This is a genomic window from Sivoneniella epilithica UHCC 1019, assembly GCF_040830845.1.
Taxonomy (GTDB): domain Bacteria; phylum Cyanobacteriota; class Cyanobacteriia; order Leptolyngbyales; family Leptolyngbyaceae; genus ULC077BIN1.
Genome location: NZ_JBFPDP010000032.1, coordinates 35,996 through 59,437 on the forward strand (window position 1 = coordinate 35,996; position 23,442 = coordinate 59,437).

General features: G+C 45.7%; 22 protein-coding genes and 1 other RNA gene. 11 read left to right on the top strand and 12 right to left on the bottom strand.

Translation table 11 applies throughout. From position 1 onward, the window contains the following. Nucleotides 1-84: 84 nt before the first annotated feature. Nucleotides 85-1,329 carry a tetratricopeptide repeat protein gene (locus AB3R30_RS17920; protein WP_458650572.1) on the top strand — a complete coding sequence of 415 codons (1,245 nt, stop codon included), beginning with the start codon at nucleotides 85-87 and terminating at the stop codon, nucleotides 1,327-1,329. Here the strand turns inward: AB3R30_RS17920 and AB3R30_RS17925 are convergent. From AB3R30_RS17925 to AB3R30_RS17935, 3 genes are all read right to left on the bottom strand, one after another. Then, on the bottom strand, nucleotides 1,326-1,955 hold the full coding sequence (locus AB3R30_RS17925) for a ribonuclease H-like domain-containing protein (RefSeq protein ID WP_458650573.1): 630 nt from the start codon (nucleotides 1,953-1,955) through the stop codon (nucleotides 1,326-1,328). The genes AB3R30_RS17920 and AB3R30_RS17925 overlap by 4 nt on opposite strands. Before the next feature lie 70 nt (nucleotides 1,956-2,025). Beyond that, complete coding sequence (locus AB3R30_RS17930) at nucleotides 2,026-2,955, bottom strand: RNA polymerase sigma factor, RpoD/SigA family (protein ID WP_458650595.1); 930 nt, start codon at nucleotides 2,953-2,955, stop codon at nucleotides 2,026-2,028. 797 nt (nucleotides 2,956-3,752) lie between these two features. Next, entirely contained in the window at nucleotides 3,753-5,540 is a 1,788-nt protein-coding gene (locus AB3R30_RS17935) for a helicase HerA domain-containing protein (protein ID WP_458650574.1), read from the bottom strand. Between the two features lie 331 nt (nucleotides 5,541-5,871). Here AB3R30_RS17935 and AB3R30_RS17940 point away from each other — a divergent pair, with 331 nt between their 5' ends. Further along, complete coding sequence (locus AB3R30_RS17940; protein WP_458650575.1) at nucleotides 5,872-7,581, top strand: iron uptake porin; 1,710 nt, start codon at nucleotides 5,872-5,874, stop codon at nucleotides 7,579-7,581. A gap of 91 nt (nucleotides 7,582-7,672) precedes the next feature. Here AB3R30_RS17940 and AB3R30_RS17945 read toward each other — a convergent pair whose 3' ends face one another. The 3 genes from AB3R30_RS17945 to AB3R30_RS17955 form a co-directional block, all read right to left on the bottom strand. Further along, nucleotides 7,673-8,392 (bottom strand): N-acetylmannosamine-6-phosphate 2-epimerase, encoded by a 720-nt coding sequence (locus AB3R30_RS17945; protein WP_458650576.1) that lies wholly within the window; start codon nucleotides 8,390-8,392, stop codon nucleotides 7,673-7,675. Between the two features lie 14 nt (nucleotides 8,393-8,406). After that, complete coding sequence (locus AB3R30_RS17950; protein ID WP_458650577.1) at nucleotides 8,407-9,213, bottom strand: ABC transporter ATP-binding protein; 807 nt, start codon at nucleotides 9,211-9,213, stop codon at nucleotides 8,407-8,409. A gap of 277 nt (nucleotides 9,214-9,490) precedes the next feature. Then, a complete protein-coding gene (locus tag AB3R30_RS17955) occupies nucleotides 9,491-10,732 on the bottom strand; it encodes an FtsX-like permease family protein (RefSeq protein WP_458650578.1) in 1,242 nt (413 codons plus the stop codon). Nucleotides 10,733-11,353: 621 nt separating this feature from the next. Here AB3R30_RS17955 and AB3R30_RS17960 point away from each other — a divergent pair. Continuing rightward, nucleotides 11,354-11,614, top strand: a complete 261-nt coding sequence (locus tag AB3R30_RS17960; protein ID WP_458650579.1) for a DUF3146 family protein — start codon at nucleotides 11,354-11,356, stop codon at nucleotides 11,612-11,614. 123 nt (nucleotides 11,615-11,737) lie between these two features. Next, nucleotides 11,738-11,834, top strand: an RNA gene (gene ffs / locus AB3R30_RS17965) — signal recognition particle sRNA small type. Between the two features lie 64 nt (nucleotides 11,835-11,898). Here the strand turns inward: ffs and AB3R30_RS17970 are convergent. Next, nucleotides 11,899-12,186 carry a DUF2470 domain-containing protein gene (locus tag AB3R30_RS17970; RefSeq protein WP_458650580.1) on the bottom strand — a complete coding sequence of 96 codons (288 nt, stop codon included), beginning with the start codon at nucleotides 12,184-12,186 and terminating at the stop codon, nucleotides 11,899-11,901. Between the two features lie 151 nt (nucleotides 12,187-12,337). On the opposite strand from AB3R30_RS17970, the gene AB3R30_RS17975 reads away from it, so the two are divergent. Further along, nucleotides 12,338-12,745, top strand: coding sequence for a hypothetical protein (locus AB3R30_RS17975; RefSeq protein WP_458650581.1), 408 nt, complete (start codon nucleotides 12,338-12,340; stop codon nucleotides 12,743-12,745). A gap of 7 nt (nucleotides 12,746-12,752) precedes the next feature. Here the strand turns inward: AB3R30_RS17975 and AB3R30_RS17980 are convergent, their stop codons facing one another. Both AB3R30_RS17980 and thiD read right to left on the bottom strand, forming a co-directional pair. Then, nucleotides 12,753-13,937 (bottom strand): NAD(P)H-quinone oxidoreductase subunit H, encoded by a 1,185-nt coding sequence (locus AB3R30_RS17980; RefSeq protein WP_458650582.1) that lies wholly within the window; start codon nucleotides 13,935-13,937, stop codon nucleotides 12,753-12,755. Between the two features lie 192 nt (nucleotides 13,938-14,129). After that, nucleotides 14,130-14,945, bottom strand: coding sequence for a bifunctional hydroxymethylpyrimidine kinase/phosphomethylpyrimidine kinase (gene thiD / locus AB3R30_RS17985; protein ID WP_458650583.1), 816 nt, complete (start codon nucleotides 14,943-14,945; stop codon nucleotides 14,130-14,132). A gap of 82 nt (nucleotides 14,946-15,027) precedes the next feature. On the opposite strand from thiD, the gene AB3R30_RS17990 reads away from it, so the two are divergent. From AB3R30_RS17990 to AB3R30_RS18005, 4 genes are all read left to right on the top strand, one after another. Next, complete coding sequence (locus AB3R30_RS17990; protein WP_458650584.1) at nucleotides 15,028-15,819, top strand: MBL fold metallo-hydrolase; 792 nt, start codon at nucleotides 15,028-15,030, stop codon at nucleotides 15,817-15,819. Nucleotides 15,820-15,937: 118 nt separating this feature from the next. After that, nucleotides 15,938-16,321: a DUF2511 domain-containing protein gene (locus tag AB3R30_RS17995; RefSeq protein ID WP_458650585.1), complete on the top strand. Its 384-nt coding sequence runs from the start codon at nucleotides 15,938-15,940 to the stop codon at nucleotides 16,319-16,321. 216 nt (nucleotides 16,322-16,537) lie between these two features. Beyond that, nucleotides 16,538-17,239 carry a bifunctional demethylmenaquinone methyltransferase/2-methoxy-6-polyprenyl-1,4-benzoquinol methylase UbiE gene (gene ubiE, locus AB3R30_RS18000; protein ID WP_458650586.1) on the top strand — a complete coding sequence of 234 codons (702 nt, stop codon included), beginning with the start codon at nucleotides 16,538-16,540 and terminating at the stop codon, nucleotides 17,237-17,239. A gap of 105 nt (nucleotides 17,240-17,344) precedes the next feature. Then, nucleotides 17,345-18,583 (top strand): DUF445 domain-containing protein, encoded by a 1,239-nt coding sequence (locus AB3R30_RS18005; RefSeq protein WP_458650587.1) that lies wholly within the window; start codon nucleotides 17,345-17,347, stop codon nucleotides 18,581-18,583. Between the two features lie 116 nt (nucleotides 18,584-18,699). Here AB3R30_RS18005 and AB3R30_RS18010 read toward each other — a convergent pair whose 3' ends face one another. Next, complete coding sequence (locus tag AB3R30_RS18010) at nucleotides 18,700-19,143, bottom strand: hypothetical protein (protein ID WP_458650588.1); 444 nt, start codon at nucleotides 19,141-19,143, stop codon at nucleotides 18,700-18,702. Nucleotides 19,144-19,384: 241 nt separating this feature from the next. On the opposite strand from AB3R30_RS18010, the gene AB3R30_RS18015 reads away from it, so the two are divergent. Continuing rightward, nucleotides 19,385-20,401 carry a WG repeat-containing protein gene (locus tag AB3R30_RS18015; protein ID WP_458650589.1) on the top strand — a complete coding sequence of 339 codons (1,017 nt, stop codon included), beginning with the start codon at nucleotides 19,385-19,387 and terminating at the stop codon, nucleotides 20,399-20,401. A 3-nt stretch (nucleotides 20,402-20,404) separates the two neighbouring features. On the opposite strand, the gene AB3R30_RS18020 is transcribed toward AB3R30_RS18015, so the two are convergent. Next, the gene (locus AB3R30_RS18020; protein ID WP_458650590.1) at nucleotides 20,405-21,601 is read right to left on the bottom strand and encodes an MFS transporter; all 1,197 of its coding nucleotides are present in this window, start codon (nucleotides 21,599-21,601) and stop codon (nucleotides 20,405-20,407) included. A 331-nt stretch (nucleotides 21,602-21,932) separates the two neighbouring features. Continuing rightward, nucleotides 21,933-22,157 carry a hypothetical protein gene (locus tag AB3R30_RS18025; protein ID WP_458650591.1) on the bottom strand — a complete coding sequence of 75 codons (225 nt, stop codon included), beginning with the start codon at nucleotides 22,155-22,157 and terminating at the stop codon, nucleotides 21,933-21,935. Nucleotides 22,158-22,412: 255 nt separating this feature from the next. Here AB3R30_RS18025 and AB3R30_RS18030 point away from each other — a divergent pair, with 255 nt between their 5' ends. Continuing rightward, the gene (locus AB3R30_RS18030; protein WP_458650592.1) at nucleotides 22,413-23,366 is read left to right on the top strand and encodes a protein NO VEIN domain-containing protein; all 954 of its coding nucleotides are present in this window, start codon (nucleotides 22,413-22,415) and stop codon (nucleotides 23,364-23,366) included. The last annotated feature ends 76 nt before the right edge of the window (nucleotides 23,367-23,442 follow it).

Consider the following 23,442-nt stretch of genomic DNA (forward strand, 5'->3'; position numbering starts at 1 on the left):
TCCAGCGATTTTAGAAATTTAGGGTTTCTTTACAAAAAATCAAGCGACCCTGTTCTTACTCCTTAGAAGAAATAGGGTGCGTGAATGACAACAGCGATCGCTGTTAGAGTAGGGAGAGCGTTTCACCTGGATGCTATGGGGCGTTGGAATCAAGGTATTTTTGTCTTTGCGATCTTTATATCCTTGCTGGGCAGTGGGACTTTTAGCCAGCCTGCCTTAGCAGAATCAACCCCAACCGCTGCATCTCAAATTGCGCCTGCGGTTCCCACTACAAATCCATCGTTTTGGGAAAAGTTGCAGCGCTTGCAAGAAGACAAGCAACTACAAGAATTGGTTGAGCGGGATATGGAACGCAGTATTACCATTCGTGCCCAAATTCAAGATGAAGTGGATCGCGCCTTTAATCACACCACGGCTTTATTAAATGTGTTGTTGGCAGTGCTGACTTGCTTACCGGTGCTAGCCGCGATCGGGATTTGGTTCATTCGGCGCAGTGTATTGAATCAAATCGTGAGCGAAACGAGAAAGCAGCTTAAAGAAGAAGTTGAAAAACAGCTAGAGGCAGAAGTTACGGCGGAACTGAAGCAGCAAACAGAGGACTTTCAGAAAAAGATTGAAGCACTGGAAGCGGAGTTTCATGATCAGCTATCTCAGCTTAAAAGTCTGTTTTTAGATACTCAAAAGGAAAAAGATCAGATTATTCAAGAGCTTTCTCAGACTACGCCGTCGCCCTTCCGAGAAAATGCCACGCCTGAAACGCAACAAAAAATTCAAGCCTTGACGCAACAGCTTGAACGATTGCAATTGACTAATGCTCAGCTTTCGTTTACGGCTGATGATTATGTGGAACAGGGCAAGGCGTTTTACTTTGAAAATCGTTTTGAGGAGGCGATCGCGTGCTACGACAAAGCCTTAACTATGGAGCCAGAAAACTTTAAAGCCTGGTTTAGCTATGGAGCCGCCCAAGTGAAGTTACAACAGTTGGATAAAGCGATCGCGGCTTACGATCGCGCCCTTCAGCTAAAACCTGATTTTCCAGAAGCCTGGTTTGGTCGTGGCACCTTACTCACGAAACAACAGCGTTGGGAAGAGGCGATCGCTGCCTATGATCAAGCGATTTTAGTTAAGCCCGACTTTTTTCTGGCATGGTTTGGTAAAGCCCGCTGTTATGCCCTGCAAGGTCAACCAGAGGCGATGCTAGATAGCCTCAAACGAGCGATTCAACTTAATCCTGAACGCAGCAAGGAAGCCGCCAAAACCGATTCCGCTTTCGATAGCCTGCGCGATGATCCTCGTTTTCAAGTACTGGTGATGAGTAATAATACTTAATGTTCAAAAATATTTTGATAGTGCAGTAGGTCAAGAGATGCGATCGCAGGTAAACATTGAAAGCAATCTTGCGCCAATTGCCAGCGTTCTTCACGCTCTAGCATCGCGATCAGTTTTTCACGAGCGCTGATCAAATAACGAACATCGTTTGCAGCATAGCGGAGTTGCTCATCGGATAGATTTGCCGCATTGCCCCAATCCGAACTTTGAGCGCTTTTATCCAGTTCTACCTTTTCTAGCTCCATTACTAGATCTTTCAGCCCATGCTTGGGAGCATAAGTACGCGCTAGTTTGCTAGCAATTTTGGTACAAAAAATTGGCTGAACGTAAATATCAAGATGGTGGCGCAAAGTGGTGATGTCAAATCGGGCAAAGTGAAAAATCTTTACGCCGTTTTTAGATTCTAGAAGACATTTTAAATTAGGTGCTAATGTTTGCCCCCGCTGAATTCGCACTACCGTAACCCGATCGCTCGGATCGCACAATTGCACCAAACACAGGCGATCGCGTTGAGGATTTAACCCCATGGTTTCGGTATCCACCGCGATCGCCTGTGCAGGCAAATATTCAGTGAGTTGCTCATCAGTGAGGTCGCGATCGCAAATCTGGAAATCCTGTAATGCCATGAGAAGAAGGGGATAGGTTATAGGGTACAGGGTACAGGGTTTTGCGTTCCCCTACTTCCTATTCCCTGCCTTAACTCGCCAAGTATTCACGCACTCGCGCTTTACGCCGACGCAGGTGATCCAAGGCTTGACGCTCTAGTTGACGAACTCTCTCGCGGCTAATGCTCATCCGTTCACCGACTTTCGCTAGCGATAGTTCATGACCATCCTCCAACCCAAATCGCAGAGCAATCACTTCTCGCTGTTGCGGCGTAAGGTCTGCCATTAAAGTTGCTAGATCTTGCCGTAAGGATTCCTGCGCCATATAAGTTTCTGGCGAAGGACCATCATCTTCTAGCAAGTCTTGCAGTTCAGTATCCTGATTATCGCCCACTCGCAAGTCTAGGGAAACAGGTTGTCGTGCCAGAGTCAAAAACTCGCGAATTTGGCTCGGTTCTAGCTCCAACGCTTCAGCTACTTCAGACGCAGTGGCTGCCCGTCCTAACTGCTGGGAAAGTTCCCGCTGAGTTTTTTTGATCTTGTTCAGCTTTTCGGTAATGTGAATTGGCAACCGAATAGTGCGCGCTTGTTGCGCGATCGCACGGGTAATTGCCTGACGAATCCACCAATAGGCATAGGTCGAGAACTTATAGCCGCGCATCGGATCAAACTTTTCCACACCGCGCTCTAAGCCCATCGTGCCTTCTTGAATCAGATCCAAAAACTCTAGATTTCGCTTCTGATACTTCTTAGCGATCGACACCACCAAGCGCAGATTTGCCTCAATCATTTTTTGCTTAGCCCGACGACCCCGATGCATTACATCTTTTAGATCGTCTTCGCTGATACGAGCATCATCTGCTAGCTCTTGATCGGTTGGCTCATGATCTAACACCTTAGACAGTGCTTCTTTTTTGTCTTGCAGCGCCATCATTTGCTGCACTTGCTTACCAAAAATAATTTCTTGCTCATGGGTCAACATGGGAACCCGACCAATTTCATGGAGGTAGGTCCGAACCATATCTGCGGTAAAAGTAGGCTTTGCAGCCTTAGATTTTGCAGTACTACTAGATTTTGCAGTGGCAGTGGTCATTGGTGACAATCACTCCGTAAACAACAAACGGAAAAAACAACTAGAAAAATGAGAAACCCCTTTTAGGAGAAGATAAGTAACATCGTTAATAGAAGCCTTTTCGGAAAAAGCGCAAGACTATTATTCTTCAAGAAACTTATTTAGAATAAAGGTGCTAGATATCTAGCAGAGAAGAGATAAATAACAAAGAGGCGAATAGCTAAATGACGATAGGAAGAACTTTAAGGCAAAGGAACTGAACCTGCCAAGTCGAAATCATTATGAGTTCACTTTAAAGATTCCTAACAAAGATTGTAGACGTGATAGCTGCATTTTTGTTTCCTCCGGTAGGGTGATCTTGGTGTATGACATAGGGTGAGTTAAGAGAAGTTAAATGGCTAAGCTTTAGTGTCACTGGATGTTAGAAAGCAATTGCTACCGGAATAACTTTATATCTCCATGACTCTATAGTGAATTAATTCTTTGAATCTGAATAGACTGAATCAGCAGGGATAACCGAAGTTGAAAGGGCGGTTTTATGGACTGGGGTAGAGGAAACCGAACCAAAAAGGGGGCAAGAATTGCAAAATTAGTAGATTGGAAAAATGAATCCACCACCATCACTGAAATAGATAAAGACGCACTCAAAGAGTGGTAGTAAGACTTTTGAGCGAGACTATAGTTATATCTAACCTGTTTAGCAGCCATATGAAGGTTATACGACTGTGGTGTGTCAGTTAGATTGGTTAAAAGCCTAGATCTGCTCTGGCAGCTTCAGCCGCTTTGAACACGACTGAATCAGGAATTTCATCCCAAGCAGTGTCACCTACTGCGGCGTAGAAGGTTTCATCATAGGCACGAGTGCGAATCACAACGGGCATCGGGACGGCATGTCCTAAAATGAGCGCTTGTTGTTTAGAATCTAGTTTTGCTAAGACCGATCGCAACCCTTGCGCGCCAGAAACACCCGTAAAAATGGCATCAATATCTTTCTCATCATTGAGCAGGGCAGTAATCCGGGTGCCGATTTGAGACATGACTTCGTTATCTATCCCAGAAGGACGCTGATCAACTACTAGCAAGGTGACAAAGTACTTTCGCATTTCACGGGCGATCGTGCCAAAAATAGTTTGTCCAACCGTTGCCGGATCGAGAAACCGATGGGCTTCTTCAATGGTGATTACCATTTGTTGCGGGCGATCGCTGACGTTTTTGGTCTGCAAAAATCGCTCTGCCTTTTGCACATAGGCATGGTGAATCCGTCGCGCAATCACATTGGTTGCCAACATATAAGACAACAAATTGGATTGCGAACCAAATTCAACGACTACATGCTTACCCGCTTCCAGAGAATCCAAAATTTGCCCGACATAATTATGGGGACAGGTATTGCGAATATATTTCAATCCATCCAACCGTTGTAGTTTGCGTTGCAGTGCCATGATCGAAGATTTGCTGCCCATCTTCGTTTCGCAAAACTCTTGAATTTCTGGGTTGTTCATGGTCAACAGGCGCGAAATCCAGGCTTTGCCAAATTCATTGCGTAAGATGATGGCATTTTCTAAACTGGCTTCCGACAGGTTCAGTTCGCCCCGCACCAACATCAAGTCTTCTACATCAATTTGGTCATAGCTGATGTAAAGCTCTTGGGCATCGCGCACCCCACGTCGCTTCGTGGATTCTGGGTCAAGCGTATAAATTTGCACCTGTCCAGGAAACAACTGCCGCAAGCCTTTCACAGTGCTAAACTGTTTCCCTTCACGAGTCGCCTCCCAGCCATATTCTGAGTGCATGTCGAAAATTAAATTCACTGCTGCCTGTTTGCGAATAATACCTGACAGCAATAGCCGCGTCAGAAAAGATTTGCCGGTGCCCGATTTGCCGAATATGCCATTGCTGCGCTCGACAAAGCGATCGAGATCTAAACAAATTGGCACTTCCATATCGATGGGCTGACCGATCGCAAAGTTACGCCGATGGGGATCATCTTCCCAGCCAAACACCGCCCGAAAATCCCATTCACTGGCATCAAACACCTGGCTAAAGTGGCTAGGAATAGTTTTGACAGGCAGCAACTCGATCTCAGCACTAGATTGAACCTGGTAGGAGGCAAGTTTTGAAGAAGAGGATTTTGTTCGCGTAGCGTCTCCGTAGGAGATATTTTGGGTTTTGAGTTTTGAATTAGTTTTGCTTTTTTGCTCCTCTGTTCCCCGTTCCCTATTTCCTATTCCCTGCTCCTCACTAATCATCAGCATTGGCGTAAGATTCACCGTGCCATAGGTGCCTGTACCCGCTAGCACTTCTTGCAAAAAGGTATTCTCAGGTTCCGGCGGGTTTGCCAAAATGCGGGAACTGCTGGTGCCCAGTGCCACATCAGTCAACATACAGAAGAAACGCGATCGCCGTCCTTGCACCACCAAAAACTTCCCCACCCGCATATCTTCCACTAGCACTTCTGCGTGTAGACGAACTTCTAGTCCTTGACTCAAAGATCCTTGAATCACAGACCCAAGGGGCAGTAGTTCTAGGTTCATGCCATGATTCCCAAAAACAACTCAACCGCTTTTCAGCATTGCTTACCAGACTAAAATAATACAGCAAATCTACTCAAAATGGTAGATCTGTTCTATACAAATCAGAATAGATAGCTGAAAGAGAAAATATTAAAGTTGAGATTTACTTTCATTAAGGCTAGATCTAGACTAGAAATCAGATTTCTCTAAATCTAACTTGGAATGGTAATCATTATCATTTTGGTGTACTTTTAGAGTCTCTGCTTTAAAAGAGCCGCTCTTTAATAAAGCCGAAACTGACACAAGAAAAACTGATAGCTTGAAGACCCTGTATTGAGTGTGAGGTAAGTAGATGTTGAAGTTAGTTAGAAATTCTCTCCTGCTAAGTCAAGTTTTGCTGGCAGCGATCGCAGTTTCATCGGGATCGGCTCAAGAGGTATCGGCTCAAGAGGTATCGGCTCAAGAAAAAACTGCCGTATCTGTAATAGAGAGCTTCAAAGTTTCTCAGCTTGACGTTGAGTCGGTTTCTATAAATGAGATAGATCAAGTTACCTCTGTTTCTCAGCTAACCGATGTTAGACCCACCGACTGGGCATTTCAAGCGCTGCAATCCTTGGTAGAGCGTTATGGCTGTATTGTGGGCTATCCCGATAAAACCTTTCGTGGCAATCGTGCCTTAACTCGGTTTGAATTTGCGGCAGGTTTGAATGCTTGCTTAGATAAAATTCAGGAATTAATTGCGGCAGCAACAGCAGATTTTGTTAGAAAGGAAGATCTGGAAGTCGTTAAGAGACTTCAGGAAGAGTTTGGAACTGAGTTGGCAGCGTTGCGGGGTCGCGTTGAAGGGTTAGAAGTGCGTACAGCAACGTTAGAGAAACAGCAGTTTTCTACTACGACCAAGCTGAATGGTGAAGTGGTTTTTGGCGTGGTCAGTGCTTTTACCGGACAAGGTGCCGATGGTGCAGATATTCCTAGAACTACGATTGTGGGCGATCGCGTTCGGCTAAACTTTGACACAACCTTTACCGGCAAAGATGTGCTGCGGACTCGGTTGCAAGCTACTAGCCTCAATGCTCTTTCGGGTGCCTCTACCTTTACGCCTGAAGGAGATTTGCGGTTTGCGGGAGCGGCGTTTGACAATGACAACAATAACTCAGTCAGTATTGATGCATTGCTCTATCAATTTCCGGTGGGCGAAAAGCTAACGGTGACGCTAGAAGCGAATGCAGGCGCGATCGATGACTTCACTGATACGGTTAACCCTTTCTTGGATGGAGACGGCGGTACAGGGGCACTGACCCACTTTGGGACTCGTAATGCTATTTACTACCTGGTGAATGGCACGGGTATTGGGTTGAAGTATGAACTAAATGATTTCATTGAGATTAGTGCAGGGTATCTCGCCAATGATGCTAGCTCTCCATTAGCAGGAGCAGGCTTATTTAATGGATCCTATGGTGCGATCGGGCAATTAACCATAAGACCATCAGAGAAATTTACTGTCGGCTTAACCTACATTCATTCCTACAACACTGATTTCACCGCCAACGGTTCCACAGGCAGCAACCGTGCCAATTTGCGATCGTTTTTTCTAAGCAATCCGCTGTTAGCAGGTACTCCTTTAGAAGGGCTGGATATTCCCACTTCTAGTAATGCTTATGGAGCAGCGGCATCGTTCCAGTTGAGTCCTAAGTTCGTGATTAACGGCTCATTTGGCTACACAACTACCCGCACCCTTGCCACACGCGGTGTATTACCACGGGGTGACCTCAATATTTTCAACTGGGCAGTGGGTCTGGCATTCCCCGATTTAGGTAGAGATGGCAGCTTGGGCGGCATCATTGTGGGTGTGGAACCACGAGTAGATTCTGTTTCCAGCGGACTTAGATCTGTGATCGGTCGAGATCCTAGTACCTCTATTCACGTTGAAGCGTTTTATCAGTATCGCCTCAATGACAACATCGCGATTACTCCAGGTGTGGTGTGGCTCACGGCTCCCGATCACAACTCAAGCAACCAAGATATAGTGATTGGCACCATTAGAACAACCTTCACGTTCTAAGTTTTCGGCGACATTTCTCTAATAAAGCTAGACAAGGAACTTCAGCCCTTGTCTAGCCCGAACGCTTGAGTTAAAGCGTATTTCAAAAAAGCTAAGCATCGAACCGCAATCTCTTATGTGTTTTTTGTGTCTTTAAGGTTGTTGCATAAGCTTTCACTTGCAGATCGATCCCCGTAATAGCAGTGCCTACTACCACGGCATAGGCTCCTAGGTCTAACGCCTGTTTTGCCATTTGGGTAGAGGCAATTCCCCCTTCACAAATAATCGGTACTTCCAATTTTTCGACCAGTTCAGATAACAAATCGAAGCCCGGTGGTTTGAGATGTTGAGTAGCGGCGGTATAGCCATATAAGGTGGTGCCTATCAGATCGGCTCCTGCATCAGCCGCTGCGATCGCCGATTCCAGCGTGTCTACATCTGCCATCACGAGTTTGCCTAACTCAGCATGAATTCGCGTAATTAGTGTAGCAACCGTTTCTTGGTTAGGGCGAGATCGTAGGGTTGCATCAATGGCAATAATATCGGCTCCTGCTTCGGCGATCGCGGCTGCATGATCAAACTGAGGCGTAATATACACCTCAAAGCCTGGAATTTGCTGCTTCCACAAGCCAATGATCGGTGAGGGAACTTTTTGCCGCACTGCTTCCACATGAGCAGGCGTATCTAACCGAACCGCGATCGCCCCTTGGTTAACCGCCGCTTCTGCCATTGCCACAATCACCAACGGCTGATGCATGGGAGACTCAATCGGAGCTTGGCACGAAACAATTAAGCCACCTTGCAAATCCTGAATGATGGAACTGCCTCTCACCTCTCACCTCTCACTTAGCCTACCAGTCTTCCGTCTTCCAAATATGCCACCCGGTCCGCCACATCGATTAAACGCGAATCATGCGTAACGATTAATACGGTGCGTCCGTTCTCTTTTGCTAGTTTCCGCAGCAGTTCGATCACCGCGTGCCCACTATGTGAATCCAAAGAAGCAGTGGGTTCGTCTGCCATGATCAGCTTGGGGTTATCTGCCAACGCACGAGCGATCGCCACTCGTTGCTTTTGCCCACCCGATAAATCGCGGGGAAGATGATTCATGCGCTCATTCAACCCCACTTCCATCAACAGATCTTTTGCTTGCTTGCGCGCTTCAGATTTGCGAACACCCTTCATTCTCAGCGCCACTTCGACATTTTCAGAAGCAGTTAGGGCTGGAAATAAATTAAATCCTTGAAAAATAAAGCCAATGTTTTTCAAGCGAAAGCGAGATAGCTCGTCCTTAGACATGCGCGTAATTTCTTGCCCTAACAGACAGACTGTTCCTGCCGTTGGAGTCAAGATTCCAGCCAAGATCGAAAGTAAAGTCGTTTTGCCAGACCCAGACGGCCCCATCAGCAGTTGAATTTCACCCCGGGGAATTTCTAAGTCAATGCCCTGAAGAATCGGAGTAGAATCCGCTCCAGTACGAAACGCTATCTTTACACCTGTTGCCACCACTGCCCGTTTGTCTGACCTTTCCCAAATGCTGGCGGGAGCATTTTCCCAAGTGCCTGGGGTATAAAGGGCACGTTCCTCCGCAGTAGATGCAGAATACTCTGAATGCTGAATGAGTTTGTTAACGTGGATTTGCGAAGCAGTCATTGATTAAATCTCTGGGTGCGTGTAGATGGTAGACAGAGGCATGGACACAAGCAAAAGGTGTTTAGTTTTAACGATTCATCAAGAGCGAACTAGAGACTTTAGCTTCAATCAAGAATACGTATTATCCGCATGATTTGGATTGATTTAGCAAATTAAACAGAAACAGTCGTTTATTAACTAGTGTAACGAGAATACCAGATGACTTACTCATTTGGATAAGGGAGCTATAGGGCGATTCCCGTGAGGAATCCGCTTTGTGGAATCGCGGATCAAACGGTCAAGCTTTAAAAACAATTGCGGGATCAACATGGGTCACCTTTTGAATAGCGATTAGTGCAGAGCCGACACACATGAATACAGTCAGTCCAAAAACAGCGATCGCGGTCGTGGGGGTAATCAAAATTACAATTCCTTTCGCGGCAACCGTCCAAGCACCCAAGCCCCAACAAAGCGCCATGCTAGGAATGTATCCCAGGATTGCCATCCACAGCGCTTGCTCTGTAATTACGCCGTATATTACCCAATCAGACGCGCCCATAGCCTTTAGAGTTCCAAACTCTTTTAAGTGATCTGAAACCGATGAATACAAAATCTGGCTAACCACCACAATCCCCACAATCACCCCTACGGCTGCGCCCAATCCCAAAATGAAACCAATTCCAGTCCGTTCTCGCCAGAAGGATCGTGTGATCAATGCCATTTCCTCCTGGGTATAAGCGCGAGTGTTTGGCAACTTCGCTTCCAAGCGCTGTTTAAGTACCTGGAGGTCTTGCCCTGGTTTTGCTTGAACGAGTACATAGGTAATCGGGTCTGCTAAATTTAGACGGCGCGGTTGAGACTGAGGTTCACCTAATGGAATATCAGTCGTTGAGAGCGGATTTTTGCAATCTATATCACCTGAATTGACGGTGCAGTTTAAGGAAGAGCCTAATCCTGATGTGAACGCATTCGCAGATTCTAAGGACGCATAGATAGAGGTGCTAGATGCCATCGATTGGGTGTACTCGCTTAACCCAACTAACTTGGCTTTTAGCGGCACGATTTTGCCTGTTTCTCCTACTTTCTTGAGGTTCAATGCGTTGAGATTGCTTCTGTCTGTAATGAAGGTATACGGCTCCTTTAAAGCAGCGGATGTTCCTTGAGCGATCGCCCAATTACCAAACAGCCGACCCGTTGGATTAAACCCCCAAACCCGAATGGGCACGATCTTTTCATTTGTATCTAGCCAAAGGGAGTTGCGAGAAATAATAGCTTCTGCATGGGCTACTCCTTCCACTTCCCGCGCTTGAGTCAATCGCTGTAGCGGTATCGGTAAGGTGATTTCTAGCTGGAGCATTTCCTTGGAAGTGACCCACAAGTCAGCATTTGATTGTTCGATCAATCGAGTCGTTGATCGACTAAAACCATCTAAAATTCCCACTTGAATGGTTACCAAACTGACGGCAAACATAATTCCGGCTTGAGCAACAATAAAGCGAGGAATATCTTCAAATAAGTTCTTACGGGCAATAGAAGCCATAACTTAGTAGATGTTGTCTTTCAAGCTGAGTGCGTTTTGCTAGGATTGAAAAACTATTCTCTCTGATGACAGCAGACTTTCCAATCATTTGCTAAAAATAGAATTCCCCTTTAGTTGCACTAAATCCGTATGTTTTCCTAAAAGATTTGGTTTGTCGTACTGGGCTTTAATCGTAAAACGAAGTCATAAAACGATTAGGGCGATCACGATACAATTTGTAACCAAAGGTTATGGTTGAGCAAGCGTTTATTAGTCTGACTATTTGCTTGAGCGATCGCGCCGAACCATACCTCTAGCCCCCGACGGTTTCATTAGATTTCAAATTGCGCTTATGATCTATCGCAACTCATTTAAGAATTGTTATACCAACCTTCCTAGCTTGCCATCCCCCCATTGGTACAATTCATATCAAGCGAATTTTTATAGCAGCTTTCTGACTAGCTACTTTTAAGACTTTTCCTGCCATGAAGGATGCTCAGCCAAGTCCAATGATTGGGGAACATCGGTCACAAGTTCTATGAACGCAAGTCCTACGGGTTTGGTATTGTGGATATCGAGATCTGATGTTCAACTAGCAAAGTCAGTTATCGTTTAATCTGCACTCGTTTATTTAGAGTTTTTGTGGCTAAACGCCTTCCCCAAACCACTGCCTATGTTCGGATCACTCGCCACTGCTGGCAGCAAGGGATGCTAGAGGGTGAAGTTCGGGCAAATCAGTTTGAGTGGCAATTTGCATGGTGTTTTCGGCTCGGTGAGCTTTCGGTGCAGCCCTCTTTAGGAAGAGCTTTGATCAAAGAGCCACTAGGACGATTTTTAGAACAAAAAGATTATCAGCTAGAACCCGGCGGCGATTATTCGTTCACGATTCGAGGAGAGGTTTAGTTTTTTGAAAGCAAAAAAGCTTGCTTTTGCTCAATCGCTTGCACTTGAAAGGTTTTTGAGTTTTTTGGGAGACAGGCTGTGACGGTGTAAAAACTTGTGCCTAGAAATGCTATGGTGAAGTCTGACTCGGATCTATGCGATCGCAACGCCCAAATTTTGTCAGGACCGGAAGGTAGCAGCAATACGGGATGCTTGCGGTAGGCGTAGACTCCGGGTCTCCTGCTTTTAAACAGTTTTTGAAAAAGAGTTCCCTGTCCCCTGAAACCCGGCACCTGAAACCTATCTCAACTCTTCGTCTGTTGTCTTGCCTGCTTAACCATCGCAATCAACGTTTGATGGGCATCTTCAGAATCTTGCAGAACATGGTCAAAGGTAATCCGTACAGACGTGTTGGAGCCATTGACCTGCGTATCTAAATCCATGCCTTCGGGATCGATCGCGGCGATTCTAGCAGCGGTGGCTTCGGGCAAATTGCCATACACTTTGGCATAGAGCGTCACCGCTTCAGCATGGTCATCATTCATGTGAGTGCAAATGCGTTGGCTCACTTCGGGCGTAATCGGATCTGCCATCGGGATTGTCCTAATTCACGGGTCACTCACTAGCATACGGCGATCGCAAGACACTTGGACAGCGCGATCGTGGGCTTTCCTTGCAATCTGCTTAAAATGCGTTAAAACAGAGCGGTATATTTTTACAACCTGTTTCTAATTGCTTCGCGTGATGACCCGTCCACTTTTTTTCATATGTTGCCTGACTGCTACGTTGGTTTTCCCAAGCCCAACCCCTGCTCAATCTGCTGGTTCAACAGCTGATCCAACCGTGCAAAGTTGCCAAACCTATGCTCGCGATCTATATCGTCCGGTGAAGGAAATCCGTCAGATCCAGCTAATAGACGATGCGAAAACCCGCCGCGATCGCTTTGAGACAAAAGTCGGCAGCCAATTCATTAGCACCGAAGTGATGGGCAACGGTCGCTTGATGACTCAAAAAGGCTGGCAAAATTTCTCTTACTTGTGCCTTTTAGAAAGCGATAGCAAAGCCTTGTACTTTCGCATTTTGAGCCGACCCACCTACGAAAAAAGGGCAGCACCTGCCACCCCAACTCGTAAAAAACATGGTGATAAATGAAGTCAGATTAGCGATCGACTGATCCCATCACCACATCCACGCTGCCTAAAATTACAAAGATATCGGCGACTTTGCGTCCCCTCAACAGATTGGGTAACACCTGAAGATTGTTGAAATCCGCAGGACGAATCTTCCAGCGCCACGGGAAGACATTATCGTTCCCCATGATGAAGATGCCCATCTCGCCGCGACCCGCTTCGATCCGCACATAGTGTTCTCCGGCAGGAATTTTGAATGTGGGAGCTACCTTCTTGCTGATGTACTGATAATCGGCACCATCCCACTCCGATTTTTTGCCCGCAGAAATGCGTTTTGCTTCTAGATTTTCGTAGGCACCACCGGGCAGCCCTTTCAAAGCTTGCTGGATAATCTTGACGGACTCGCGCATTTCTTGCATCCGCACGACATATCGGGCAAGGCAGTCTCCCTCAGTTGCCCACACCACATCCCAATCAAAGTCGTCATAGCATTCGTAGTGATCCACCTTTCGCAAGTCCCACTTCACACCAGAAGCTCGCAGCATGGGACCAGAGCAGCCCCAGTTAATCGCTTCTTCCCGGCTGAGCGTACCCACACCTTCCACCCGACGAATAAAGATCGGATTGTTGGTGATCAGTTTTTCATACTCATCGATCACGGGCATCATGTAATCGGCAAATTCTTGGCACTTATCCACCCAACCGTAGGGCAGATCTGCCGCTACGCCGCCAATGCGGAAATAATTATGGTTAACCATACGGTAGCCGCTTACCGCTTCGTATAAATCCAAAATCATTTCGCGATCGCGCAGCGTATAGAAGAAGGGCGTTTGCGCGCCAATATCTGCCACGAATGGACCCAGCCATAGCAAATGATTGACCAAGCGCCCTAATTCCAGCATGATGACGCGGATATAGCTAGCCCGTTTCGGAACGGGAACCTTGGCTAGTTTTTCCACTGCATTAACGGTCACTGCTTCATTAAACATGCCGCCGTAGTAATCCCAGCGGCTGGTGTAGGGCACATACATCAGGTTGGTGCGATTTTCGGCGATTTTTTCCATGCCGCGATGCAGATAACCCAGCACGGGTTCGCAATCGATCACGTTCTCGCCATCCAGGGTCACAACCAACCGGAAGCATCCGTGACTGGCAGGATGGTGAGGACCCATGTTAATAACCATGGGTTCGGTTTTTGTCTCAATCATTGACATAAACGAGCAGTCTCCCCTAGCGATCGGTTCGGCAGGTCTTGAGCAGCAGCAGAATCTAATGGAGGAGTCTGCGTCTGCCTCTATAACGCTTCTATATTATATGGATGGATTTGCTCTAGAAAAGTCAGAAATGCAGCAAGTCATCATATGCTTTGAAGCAATTAACGATATATTCAGTTCAATCCTTCCAGTTCATCCAAGTAGGACATTCGGTTGTAACAAGGGGAAAAAGTGTCCAACGGGTCCCTGACCTTTGCCGATCGCCAGCGCATAGTGAAGGGTAGTGGTGACGTATACCTTAGCAAGACGAGTAGCAGTGAGGGCATTGTGTCCGATCGCCAAATTTGCTGCGATCGCCGCAGATAACGTACAACCTGTGCCGTGAGTATTGGTCGTTTCCACCACTTCTGTCTCTAATATTTCTATCGCTTGTCCATCCCACCAAACATCCACACCGCGCAGGTTTCCAGCCATACCGCCCCCTTTAACCAAGACTGCTTTTGCGCCTAGCCGATGAATTTTTTGGGCTGCAAGTTGCATGTCTTCTAGGGTGTGAATCTCCATACTTGCTAGTATTTGGGCTTCATAGCGATTGGGAGTAAGAACCGTTGCCAGAGGAATCAGAGCAGTTCGCAGGGTAGAGATCGCGGCATCATCAATCAACTGCGCCCCGGTGCGTGACACCATCACCGGATCGACCACTAAATTTGGGATTTGCAGGGTTTGAATAGATTGCGCCGCGATCGCAATAATCCCTTGATTCAGCAACATTCCCGTTTTTGCTGCCTGCACTCCAATATCGCTGACGACTGCTTCCATTTGCGCCCCGACGGATTCGGGCGGCAATGCATCTACCCGCGTCACGCCCAACGTATTCTGCGCGGTGATGCAAGTGATGGCGCTAGTTCCATGGACTTTGTGAAAAGCGAAGGTGCGTAAATCGGCTTGAATGCCTGCACCACCGCCACTATCAGAACCAGCGATCGTCAATGCAATGGGAGGAGTCATAAAAGCTTTGAGTTTTGAGTTTCGCAAAATCCGCCTATTCTTGGCGTTACTATCAGGATAGTTGTTAAGAATTGCAAACACAATGAAATTGACCTGGATCGACCTGAATAGCTGGCTGTTTGAACTAGCTGGAAAGACAATTTTGGTTGATCCGTGGCTGGTTGATCCGCTGGTGTTCTATGGGCAACCGTGGTTATTCACCGCACACCACAATACGCCACTCACCATCACACCAGAAACATTGCCGCCACTTGACCTGATTTTGCTATCGCAGGGTGTGGATGATCACTGCCACAGACCTACGCTAGAAAAGCTAGATCGCGCTATTCCGGTAGTTGCATCTCCAACGGCAGCGAAGGTGGTGAAAGGTTTGGGCTATCAGAAAGTGACTGCGATCGCGCCGTGGCAAGATACGGTGATTGCTGAAAATCTGCAAATTACGGGAGTGTTGGGGGCTGAAATTCAGCCTGGGCAGGTGGAAAATGGCTATTTGCTGAAAGATTTAGCAAGCGGCGAAACGCTATACTACGAGCCGCATTTTTCACCTTTGAAGGATTTGGCAAAATTGGGACGAGTCGATGTGGCGATCGCCCCCATCATTGCCCAAATCTTCCCCCTTCTGGGACAAGTGATTATGGGTGGAACTGAGGCACTACAACTGATCGAAACCTTACAACCTCGCTATTTTTTACCCACGACGCGAGGAGACGTTCGCGCTACAGGACTTCTGCAACTATTGATTAAATCGGTAGGCAGTGCAACAGAGTTCCGCGATCGCCTCATCGCTTCCGGTAGCCCAACTCAACTTCTCATCCCTCAACCGGGCGAAACCTTTGATCTTGCCCCAGCAGCTCAATCAGCGGCATTCATCTAGTAAAGCGTTATTGAAGTGATGACCTTAACTATTTAATAATTATCAGGATTTTATGATGTTTCAAGTCTAATATGCCCTTGATTTTGGGAACTCAAGAAGAACTACTTCAGGTACAAATATGCCTAACAAAGCCAGATTGATTATATGGACAGCGACAGCCGCAATTGGGGTGGGAATATTTGTAGCTGCTCGCTTGCGCTCTGATTCATCACCCTCTAACATTAATGCCACCTCAGTGCTTCCCACCTCAATAACTATCTCACAACAGACTTGGGGAGATGAGTATCCACTCACACTCAGCGGGTTGCTAGAATGCGAATCCGATAGTGCTGTAGTGTTCAAAGCGAATGGAAAACTTTACGCTGTGAATGGTGCCGCCAAAAATAAGTACGGGAACACTGCCATGCCGATAGAAGAGGTCTGGAAAGATAGTGCCAAAATACCAGGAGCTAAAATGAATATAAGCGGTGTGATTGACGAAGGGCTTAAGCTCTGCCATTGAACTCTTCAATCTCAACGATAAGAAAACCTTTTAGCTCAGTGCTTTCAGTTCACTGCTTTTCGGCTGAATACTATAGAGAATCGCAAATCCAGCAATGCTACCCAACAAATTCATCATGTCGGAAATCGTGTCGCTATAAAAAGTAGCGAATCGGGCTTGATCGATGCAAAACTAAGTATCTAGGGAAATCCTCTGTTGCCCCCTTAATTTACTTGTATGACTGACTCGACTGCTGATTCTGTTCGCGCCCTGTTCGATCGCATCGCTCCCGTTTATGACCCACTCAACAACTGGCTTAGCTTAGGACAACATCGCATCTGGAAACAAATGGCGGTAAAGTGGAGCGGTGCTAAACCGGGGGACACCTGTGTAGATGTGTGCTGTGGCAGCGGAGATCTAGCCCAGATGCTTGCAGAACGGGTTGGCAAAATTGGACAAGTCATCGGCGTAGATTTTGCCACAGAGCAACTTGAGATCGCCCGTCAGCGAGTGCAAAATCGCCATCTCACCCTACCTATCACCTGGATGGAAGGAGATGCCCTGAACCTACCCCTGCCGGACAATCACTTCGATGCTGCCACTATGGGCTACGGGTTGCGTAATGTGGGCAATATTCCCCGCGCTCTGCAAGAACTTCAGCGCATCCTAAAACCGGGAGCCACTGCCGCCATTCTCGATTTACATCGACCTACGAATCCACTAGTGAGAGGCTTTCAGCAATGGTACCTAGATACTGTGGTGGTTCCCGTCGCCAGTCACTACGGCTACTCTAAAGAATATGCCTACCTCGCTCCTAGCCTCGATCGCTTTCCCACAGGACAAGAGCAGCGAACCCTTGCCTTAGAGGTAGGGTTTTCCACCGTTACGCACTATCCCATTGCGGGGGGTACGATGGGAGTGCTGGTGATTACGAAGTAGTTTTGAGTAGCAATTTTTTGGTACGCAAACGCGAACAAAACTCAAAATCTCTCCTTCAGAGACGCTTCGCGAATAAACCTTAAAACTCAAAACTCAAAACTTCCAATGTCTCCCTTGGATCTTTCCACTCTTTGGCTGTATGTTGCGCCTCCTGTCGTTGGCGGTATCATTGGCTATTTCACCAACGACATTGCTATTCGGATGTTGTTTCGTCCCTATAAAGCAAAGTATTTTGCCGGACGCAAGATTCCCTTCACTCCCGGACTCATTCCCCGTAACCAAGAACGGTTAGCCAAGCGGATTTCTGACACCATTATGGGGTCGCTGCTGACCCCTGACGAACTGCAAAAACTGGCGCGGCGACTGCTGCAAACTGAGCGGGTGCAAGGGGCACTACTGTGGTTGCTTAAACTGGCGCTGGATCAAGTGGAAGCCGATAAGCAACAAAAAACAGCAAAAATTTTAGCGAATGTTTTACAAGATTTATTTGGGCAATCTCTCCCGCGTCTATTGAAAGTGTTGGCGCGACAGGAAGATTTTTTGGAAGCTCAATTGAATCAAATTTTTGACAAGGTGCTACTAGAATTTCAGCTATCGGATGAGCAAGCCACTAAGCTAGCAAGCTGGAGTTTAGATGTGGTGCTGCCTCCCGATGTGTTGCGGCAAGCGTTGATCGACTTTCTCACAGATCGCAATATTCAAGTGATTGATGAAGGATTCCGCGAAAAAACCAGCGGCACCTATTGGGTCGTTGCCAATCTGTTTGGAAGTCGTAATGCTTTAGCGCGGCTGCGTACATTCTGTTTGGATGAACGAGAAGAATGTAATGCTCGACTGCGAGAACTCATGACTTCGCTCAATATGCGATCGCGCTTAAAAGAATGGCTACAAAACCTGTCTATGCAAAATCTGCCCGTTTCTACGGTGCGGCAGTTGCGTAAAACTCTACGGGATACTGTGCGCGGCTATGTGCAAGAACAAGGCTCGGATTTTTTAGAAGAACTGGGTCAATCGATTGAGTGGGAAAGTCTTGCTAGCGTGATTCTAAGTCGCCTCCGAACCTCGCCCGTCGTCAACGAATCATTGGAAACCGTTAGCCTAGAACTCGCGTTGATTTTAGAACGATATTTAGAGCGAGATTTGGAAGCGATCGTCGCGCAGGCAATTCCCATTCTCAACATCGACCAAGTGATTATTGACCGAGTAAAAGCCACTTCTGCCGCCGATCTAGAAGCCGCAATCAATGGCATTGTTCAAAGTGAACTCCAAGCGATCGTCAATCTTGGCGGCGTTTTGGGGTTTGTAATCGGCTTGCTTCAATCTGCTTCACTTGTGTTGAGATAAATAAAAAAGCTATAACCGCAAGGGGCTATAGCTTTTCCTATATACAGTGCCTTGCTTTTTGTGGCGCTTGAGTATCCGAACTGCTCACTATAGAAAATAACCGTTACTAGGCTCAATTAACTGCCTGGTTTACCTAAGTCCAATGCTTTTTTAACCAAGTCGTCAGTCAAATTTCCGGCTCCAGCACCAGAAGGATTCATATCTTTTGCCATGTCGGTATAATCAATTTGATCATTTGCAGACATGGTTGGCACTGAAACTTGTGCTGGAGTAGAAACCTCAAACTCAGGGGCAACAATGGCTTCTGCTTCCGCAGCATCTACTGTTCCTGTACTCATGTCTTGGGCGGCTGCATAGTCTGCACCCACATCAACACTAAGACCTTTGGTATCTCCCTCAGCGATCGCTTCCTTGAGCATCTCCGCATCCAGGTTTTGCGTTGTACTGGTTTCATCGACTAGATCAGGAACAACAGGTTTATCACTTCCAACGCCAGGGATATCGCTATCTTGAACAGCGCTTTTGATTGCATCTTTTACAGATTTAACAACGTCTGTCATAACTGCTCTCCCGAATAAAATTAAATTTGTCTTTTCTATTGAGTCAATCTATCAATCTGCTTAGGGCATCTCTAAGACTCTTAAGATAGAGATTTCACTTCAGCCGTAAGGTAGAGACGAAACAGGAATAAGTCTGGTCTGTCTTTGGGTTTTATGAGTTGGGTTTTATGAGTTGTAATAATAAGTTGTGATGATTGTTTCTAAATTTGTTTGGCTGACATTGATAACAAGTTTTGGTTTGATGAGCCAAGCTGAGGCTGGGATAGCGCGATCGCTCAATCAGGCTTTGACACCCGTGTTTTTGAATGCCCAAGTTATGAAAGCACCCACACAGGAAGCTAAACCTTTATTTCGGATCAGTCAGGGCAGCAAATATGGCTTTATCGATCGCACAGGCACAATTATCATTCCACCCCAATTTGATGATTTAGTGTGGGGTTTTGTAGGCGATCGGGCGCAGTATAAAGCAAATGATCGCTATGGGTTTATTGATCAAACCGGGAAGCCTGTTATTCCAGCAAGATATCGTCTGGCGTTTGGTTTTTCTGATGGCTTAGCACTGGTTGTATTAGGGACAAAGTATGGCTATATTGACAAAGCTGGAACCCTTATCATTCCAACCCAATATGAAGAAGCGCAGGCATTTAAAGAGGGATTAGCGGCTGTGAAAATGGGTGAGAAGTGGGGTTACCTTGATAAAACTGGAAAGGTTGCGATTCCGGCTCAATTTGACTATGCCATGGCATTTGCAAATAGACTGGCTCCGGTATTAGTGGACGATAAACGAGGCTACATCAACAAAACTGGAAAAATGGTGATTCAGCCTCAGTGGGAAGGCGATTGGCTGTCAGGAATGTGGACTTTTAGTGAAGGATTTGCCGGAGTCCAGCAGAATGAAAAATGGGGCTATATCGACACAACAGGTAAGGTAATAATTTCACCCCAGTTTGATGAAATTCGAGAGTTCCATGAAGGAATGGCAAGCGTTCAGCTAGATGAAAAATGGGGTTACATCGATAAGACGGGGAAAGTTGTAATTCCGCCACAATTTGATCGAGCCAATCGCTTCTCAAATGGGTTAGCCGCTGTAAAAAAGGGCGATCGCTATGGGTATATTGACCCAACTGGGAAAATGGTTATTTCTCTCCAATTTGGACTGGCGTTAAACTTTGTAGACGGTTTGGCGTTAGTTTATACAGAGGGGCAGGCAGGCTATATTAACACAATTGGAAACTATGTTTGGAGACCAACAAAATAGATATTACGAGTGAGACGGTTTTGCTGTGGGAGTAAATTGATCACGCTTGGCGATCGCAAATATCCACACTAAAAATGTTAGGAATCCTGCCAGATAAAATGGATATTTGTAAGTATTAAAATCAGACTGATTGACAATTAATCCTGCAATGATGGGACCAAACGCATTAGAAACATTTAGATAAGAAGCATTTAGACCCAAGGCAGTGCCTTGAGTTTTTGTATCTGAATTGAGGGAAATCAGTGTCGTAATCATGGGCTGCACAAAAGCGTTAAACACTGAGAAAATCAAACTGACACCCACAAAATAAATAATACTAGGAACTAACGGCATTATCGCAAACGATAGGCTACGAGCAAGAATAGAAACCAACAAAATGCTAACTAAACTAATATGTTTAACTAATACAGGAATGGCTGCTGCCTGCATTAAAATTGCGATCGCCCCAAACATCACAAACATCAACGTTAGAGATTGGCTAGATTGATTTAGCACATTAATAAAATAGGGCTGAAACGCAAAAGTAAAAATTGTAAAAGTAGTCCCAATCAAAAAATTTATAATCAGTAAAATGCCTACTTTAGGAATCGTTAACCCTTTCACTAAGTTTCCAATTCCAACATCAAAAATATTAGTTGCCTTAGCTGCTTTTGTTTGTAATGTTTCTGGTAAAAAGAACACAGTAATCAACAGTGATAGTAAGGCACAAGCACTAGCAACTAAGAATCCTGCTCCCAAGGAAAAACTTTGTGCGATTAAACTAATCACTGGACCTAAGATAAAGGCTAATCCAAAGGTGATAGCACTATAAATTCCAAATGCTTTTGCCCGATCTTGGGGTGGAACAATATCTGAAACAACCGCTTGAGCAACGGATGCATTGCCGCCAGTGATGCCATCAAGAAAACGGGCAAGAAAGAGAATTCCTGCGGTGCTAGCGGTGCCTGCCATCAAGTTTGCAATCACGGTGCCTGCTAAGCTGATGATCAAAAGTGGTTTGCGCCCAACACGATCGCTTAACTTGCCAATCACTGGGGTTGCAAAAAATTGAGCTACGGAATAAATCGAAAATAGCAAGCTCGTTTGAAAGTCCGTCAGATTAAATTGCTTGCCATATAAATACAAAATTGGAATCAGAATCGTGAAGCTGAGAGAATTGGTGAAGGAGACTAAAGCAGTAATCCAAAATGTTCGATTCATTAGCTAAAAACAGATTTCAGGGTCAAAGGATCTAAATAGCAGTGTTCGCTAATAGACATCATCATGATCGCCGAAATTTAGCAATAAGATTATCTCTTCTTCGCTTTTTTCTGGATTAACCACAAATTCAAAGAGGATGCGATAGCTATAGTCGATTGAGCAAGCCCACATTCCAGAAAACTCCCTGCAAGCTTATGAGTTTTCAACGTGAGATGGAAGGGATCTGCGGCGAGTTGTTCCAGGGTCTCTTCAATCATGGGGCGTAGTTGGGGATTTTAGCGCACCATACGCTTAAAAGCGCGCAGAGATTTTAGACTCCAAGCAATTTGTCTCAAGCATCTAACTCCACTAGAAAGTCTTTCACAGAACCATATTGGATGCTGACTTGTGCAACGTCCTGACGAATTTCTTGAATCTCTTCTAGAAATTGTTGACGCTGGTGCCGATGTAGTCGCTTTGCCAAAATCTCTACTAACAGTTGCTGTTCTTCTAGCGATAACGCTTCTGCAACATCGATCGCCTGCTGAAGTCGGGAGGGTACTAGGGCATCTGTCATAGATTTAGACAACTTAAGTGAAGACGGTCACTTTTATCATAATGTCTGCTGTCAGCGATCGCTCTTTCTACAAGTAGATAATTCAAATGGAAACGCGATTTTCCTTACACTCTTCTCTAATTAATTGCCTTCTCTCAAACAAAATGAGATCGCCCGATGGAAAAAGGTGCGACCACGAGAGCTTCTCTGTATGTACGGGAACACTAAGATACGAATCTTTCCAATGTGTCCCAAATAATAGCTGAGGGCTTTGAAATGGCAACACGAATTTTTCTGTGTAATAGAACAGACAACTCCTCAATCAATGACTTAATAAAGGAAGCTATATGCTCAATCAATAAAGGCTATCCTTACCGTGTTTTCTGGGAGTGCGGCGACATAAAAACTGTGAAAACGGGTGATGTTGTGTTTTTTAAACGCACACAAGATAAGCCTCTTGGGTATTTTGCTAGCGGAGTTGTTGTTGCTGCACATCCAGAAGAGCAGTTGAGACTTCAGCAGGATTTGTATAAAAACTTGGACACTTGCTATTCGGGAATTGACGAAAGTAATGGGAATTTTTACGTTGACATAGAATGGAACTCCTGTGTTGATTTTGAAGAACCATTGAGAGCCGATTTACTTAAGGCAAACCATCGGTTCTCCGGAGCATACTTTGATCATCGTGAGTCGGGGGGTAGTTTTAAAGAAGAATACGTCTGCTTGTTGGCTGAGTTTTGGGATAAGCATATTGAAAAATTAATAGGACATCGAAAAGGCGCAAGCTTAAAGGCTACTACACCTTCTTCTATTCAAGAAAGAAAAGAGCCAGAGTCAGCAATTCCAATCTCATCTGGTGCTGGTTTTGGTAATTCAGATAGCAACAGGGAAATTGAGCAGATAGCTATTGAAACTGTAACGGCTCAATACAAGCAGCAAGGGTGGCACGTTGAGTCTGTTGAACGAATCAAATGTGGGTATGACTTGAGGTGTGTTAAAGAAGGTAAACGAGAAGATGTCGAAGTAAAGGGAGTCTCCGGTACAGATTTGTCTTTCATCCTTACAGCAGGAGAACTGAGTCAGGCTGAACAAAATTCAAATTTTGTTTTATGGGCAGTGACTTCTGCTCAATCTAAAGATAAGCACCTGCATCAATGGAGCGGTATAGAACTTCTGAAAAGTTTTAATTTTAATCCAATCGCTTTTAAAGCAAAGTTGAAAGAGCTTTAAACTAGTAGGCTGTCAACTTTATTTTGGTGGATAGATGGGAGAGAATAGAGCGGCAGCTACCTCTGAACCAATCATG

What these genes read in the sequence shown, in the direction of transcription:
- AB3R30_RS17920 (WP_458650572.1), top strand. Translation starts at nt 85, where the DNA reads ATGACAACAGCGATCGCTGTTAGAGTAGGGAGAGCGTTTCACCTGGAT.
- AB3R30_RS17925 (WP_458650573.1), bottom strand. Translation starts at nt 1,955, where the DNA reads ATGGCATTACAGGATTTCCAGATTTGCGATCGCGACCTCACTGATGAG.
- AB3R30_RS17930 (WP_458650595.1), bottom strand. Translation starts at nt 2,955, where the DNA reads ATGGTTCGGACCTACCTCCATGAAATTGGTCGGGTTCCCATGTTGACC.
- AB3R30_RS17935 (WP_458650574.1), bottom strand. Translation starts at nt 5,540, where the DNA reads ATGAACCTAGAACTACTGCCCCTTGGGTCTGTGATTCAAGGATCTTTG.
- AB3R30_RS17940 (WP_458650575.1), top strand. Translation starts at nt 5,872, where the DNA reads ATGTTGAAGTTAGTTAGAAATTCTCTCCTGCTAAGTCAAGTTTTGCTG.
- AB3R30_RS17950 (WP_458650577.1), bottom strand. Translation starts at nt 9,213, where the DNA reads ATGACTGCTTCGCAAATCCACGTTAACAAACTCATTCAGCATTCAGAG.
- AB3R30_RS17955 (WP_458650578.1), bottom strand. Translation starts at nt 10,732, where the DNA reads ATGGCTTCTATTGCCCGTAAGAACTTATTTGAAGATATTCCTCGCTTT.
- AB3R30_RS17970 (WP_458650580.1), bottom strand. Translation starts at nt 12,186, where the DNA reads ATGGCAGATCCGATTACGCCCGAAGTGAGCCAACGCATTTGCACTCAC.
- AB3R30_RS17975 (WP_458650581.1), top strand. Translation starts at nt 12,338, where the DNA reads ATGACCCGTCCACTTTTTTTCATATGTTGCCTGACTGCTACGTTGGTT.
- AB3R30_RS17980 (WP_458650582.1), bottom strand. Translation starts at nt 13,937, where the DNA reads ATGTCAATGATTGAGACAAAAACCGAACCCATGGTTATTAACATGGGT.
- thiD (WP_458650583.1), bottom strand. Translation starts at nt 14,945, where the DNA reads ATGACTCCTCCCATTGCATTGACGATCGCTGGTTCTGATAGTGGCGGT.
- AB3R30_RS17990 (WP_458650584.1), top strand. Translation starts at nt 15,028, where the DNA reads ATGAAATTGACCTGGATCGACCTGAATAGCTGGCTGTTTGAACTAGCT.
- AB3R30_RS17995 (WP_458650585.1), top strand. Translation starts at nt 15,938, where the DNA reads ATGCCTAACAAAGCCAGATTGATTATATGGACAGCGACAGCCGCAATT.
- ubiE (WP_458650586.1), top strand. Translation starts at nt 16,538, where the DNA reads ATGACTGACTCGACTGCTGATTCTGTTCGCGCCCTGTTCGATCGCATC.
- AB3R30_RS18005 (WP_458650587.1), top strand. Translation starts at nt 17,345, where the DNA reads ATGTCTCCCTTGGATCTTTCCACTCTTTGGCTGTATGTTGCGCCTCCT.
- AB3R30_RS18010 (WP_458650588.1), bottom strand. Translation starts at nt 19,143, where the DNA reads ATGACAGACGTTGTTAAATCTGTAAAAGATGCAATCAAAAGCGCTGTT.
- AB3R30_RS18015 (WP_458650589.1), top strand. Translation starts at nt 19,385, where the DNA reads ATGAGCCAAGCTGAGGCTGGGATAGCGCGATCGCTCAATCAGGCTTTG.
- AB3R30_RS18020 (WP_458650590.1), bottom strand. Translation starts at nt 21,601, where the DNA reads ATGAATCGAACATTTTGGATTACTGCTTTAGTCTCCTTCACCAATTCT.
- AB3R30_RS18025 (WP_458650591.1), bottom strand. Translation starts at nt 22,157, where the DNA reads ATGACAGATGCCCTAGTACCCTCCCGACTTCAGCAGGCGATCGATGTT.
- AB3R30_RS18030 (WP_458650592.1), top strand. Translation starts at nt 22,413, where the DNA reads ATGGCAACACGAATTTTTCTGTGTAATAGAACAGACAACTCCTCAATC.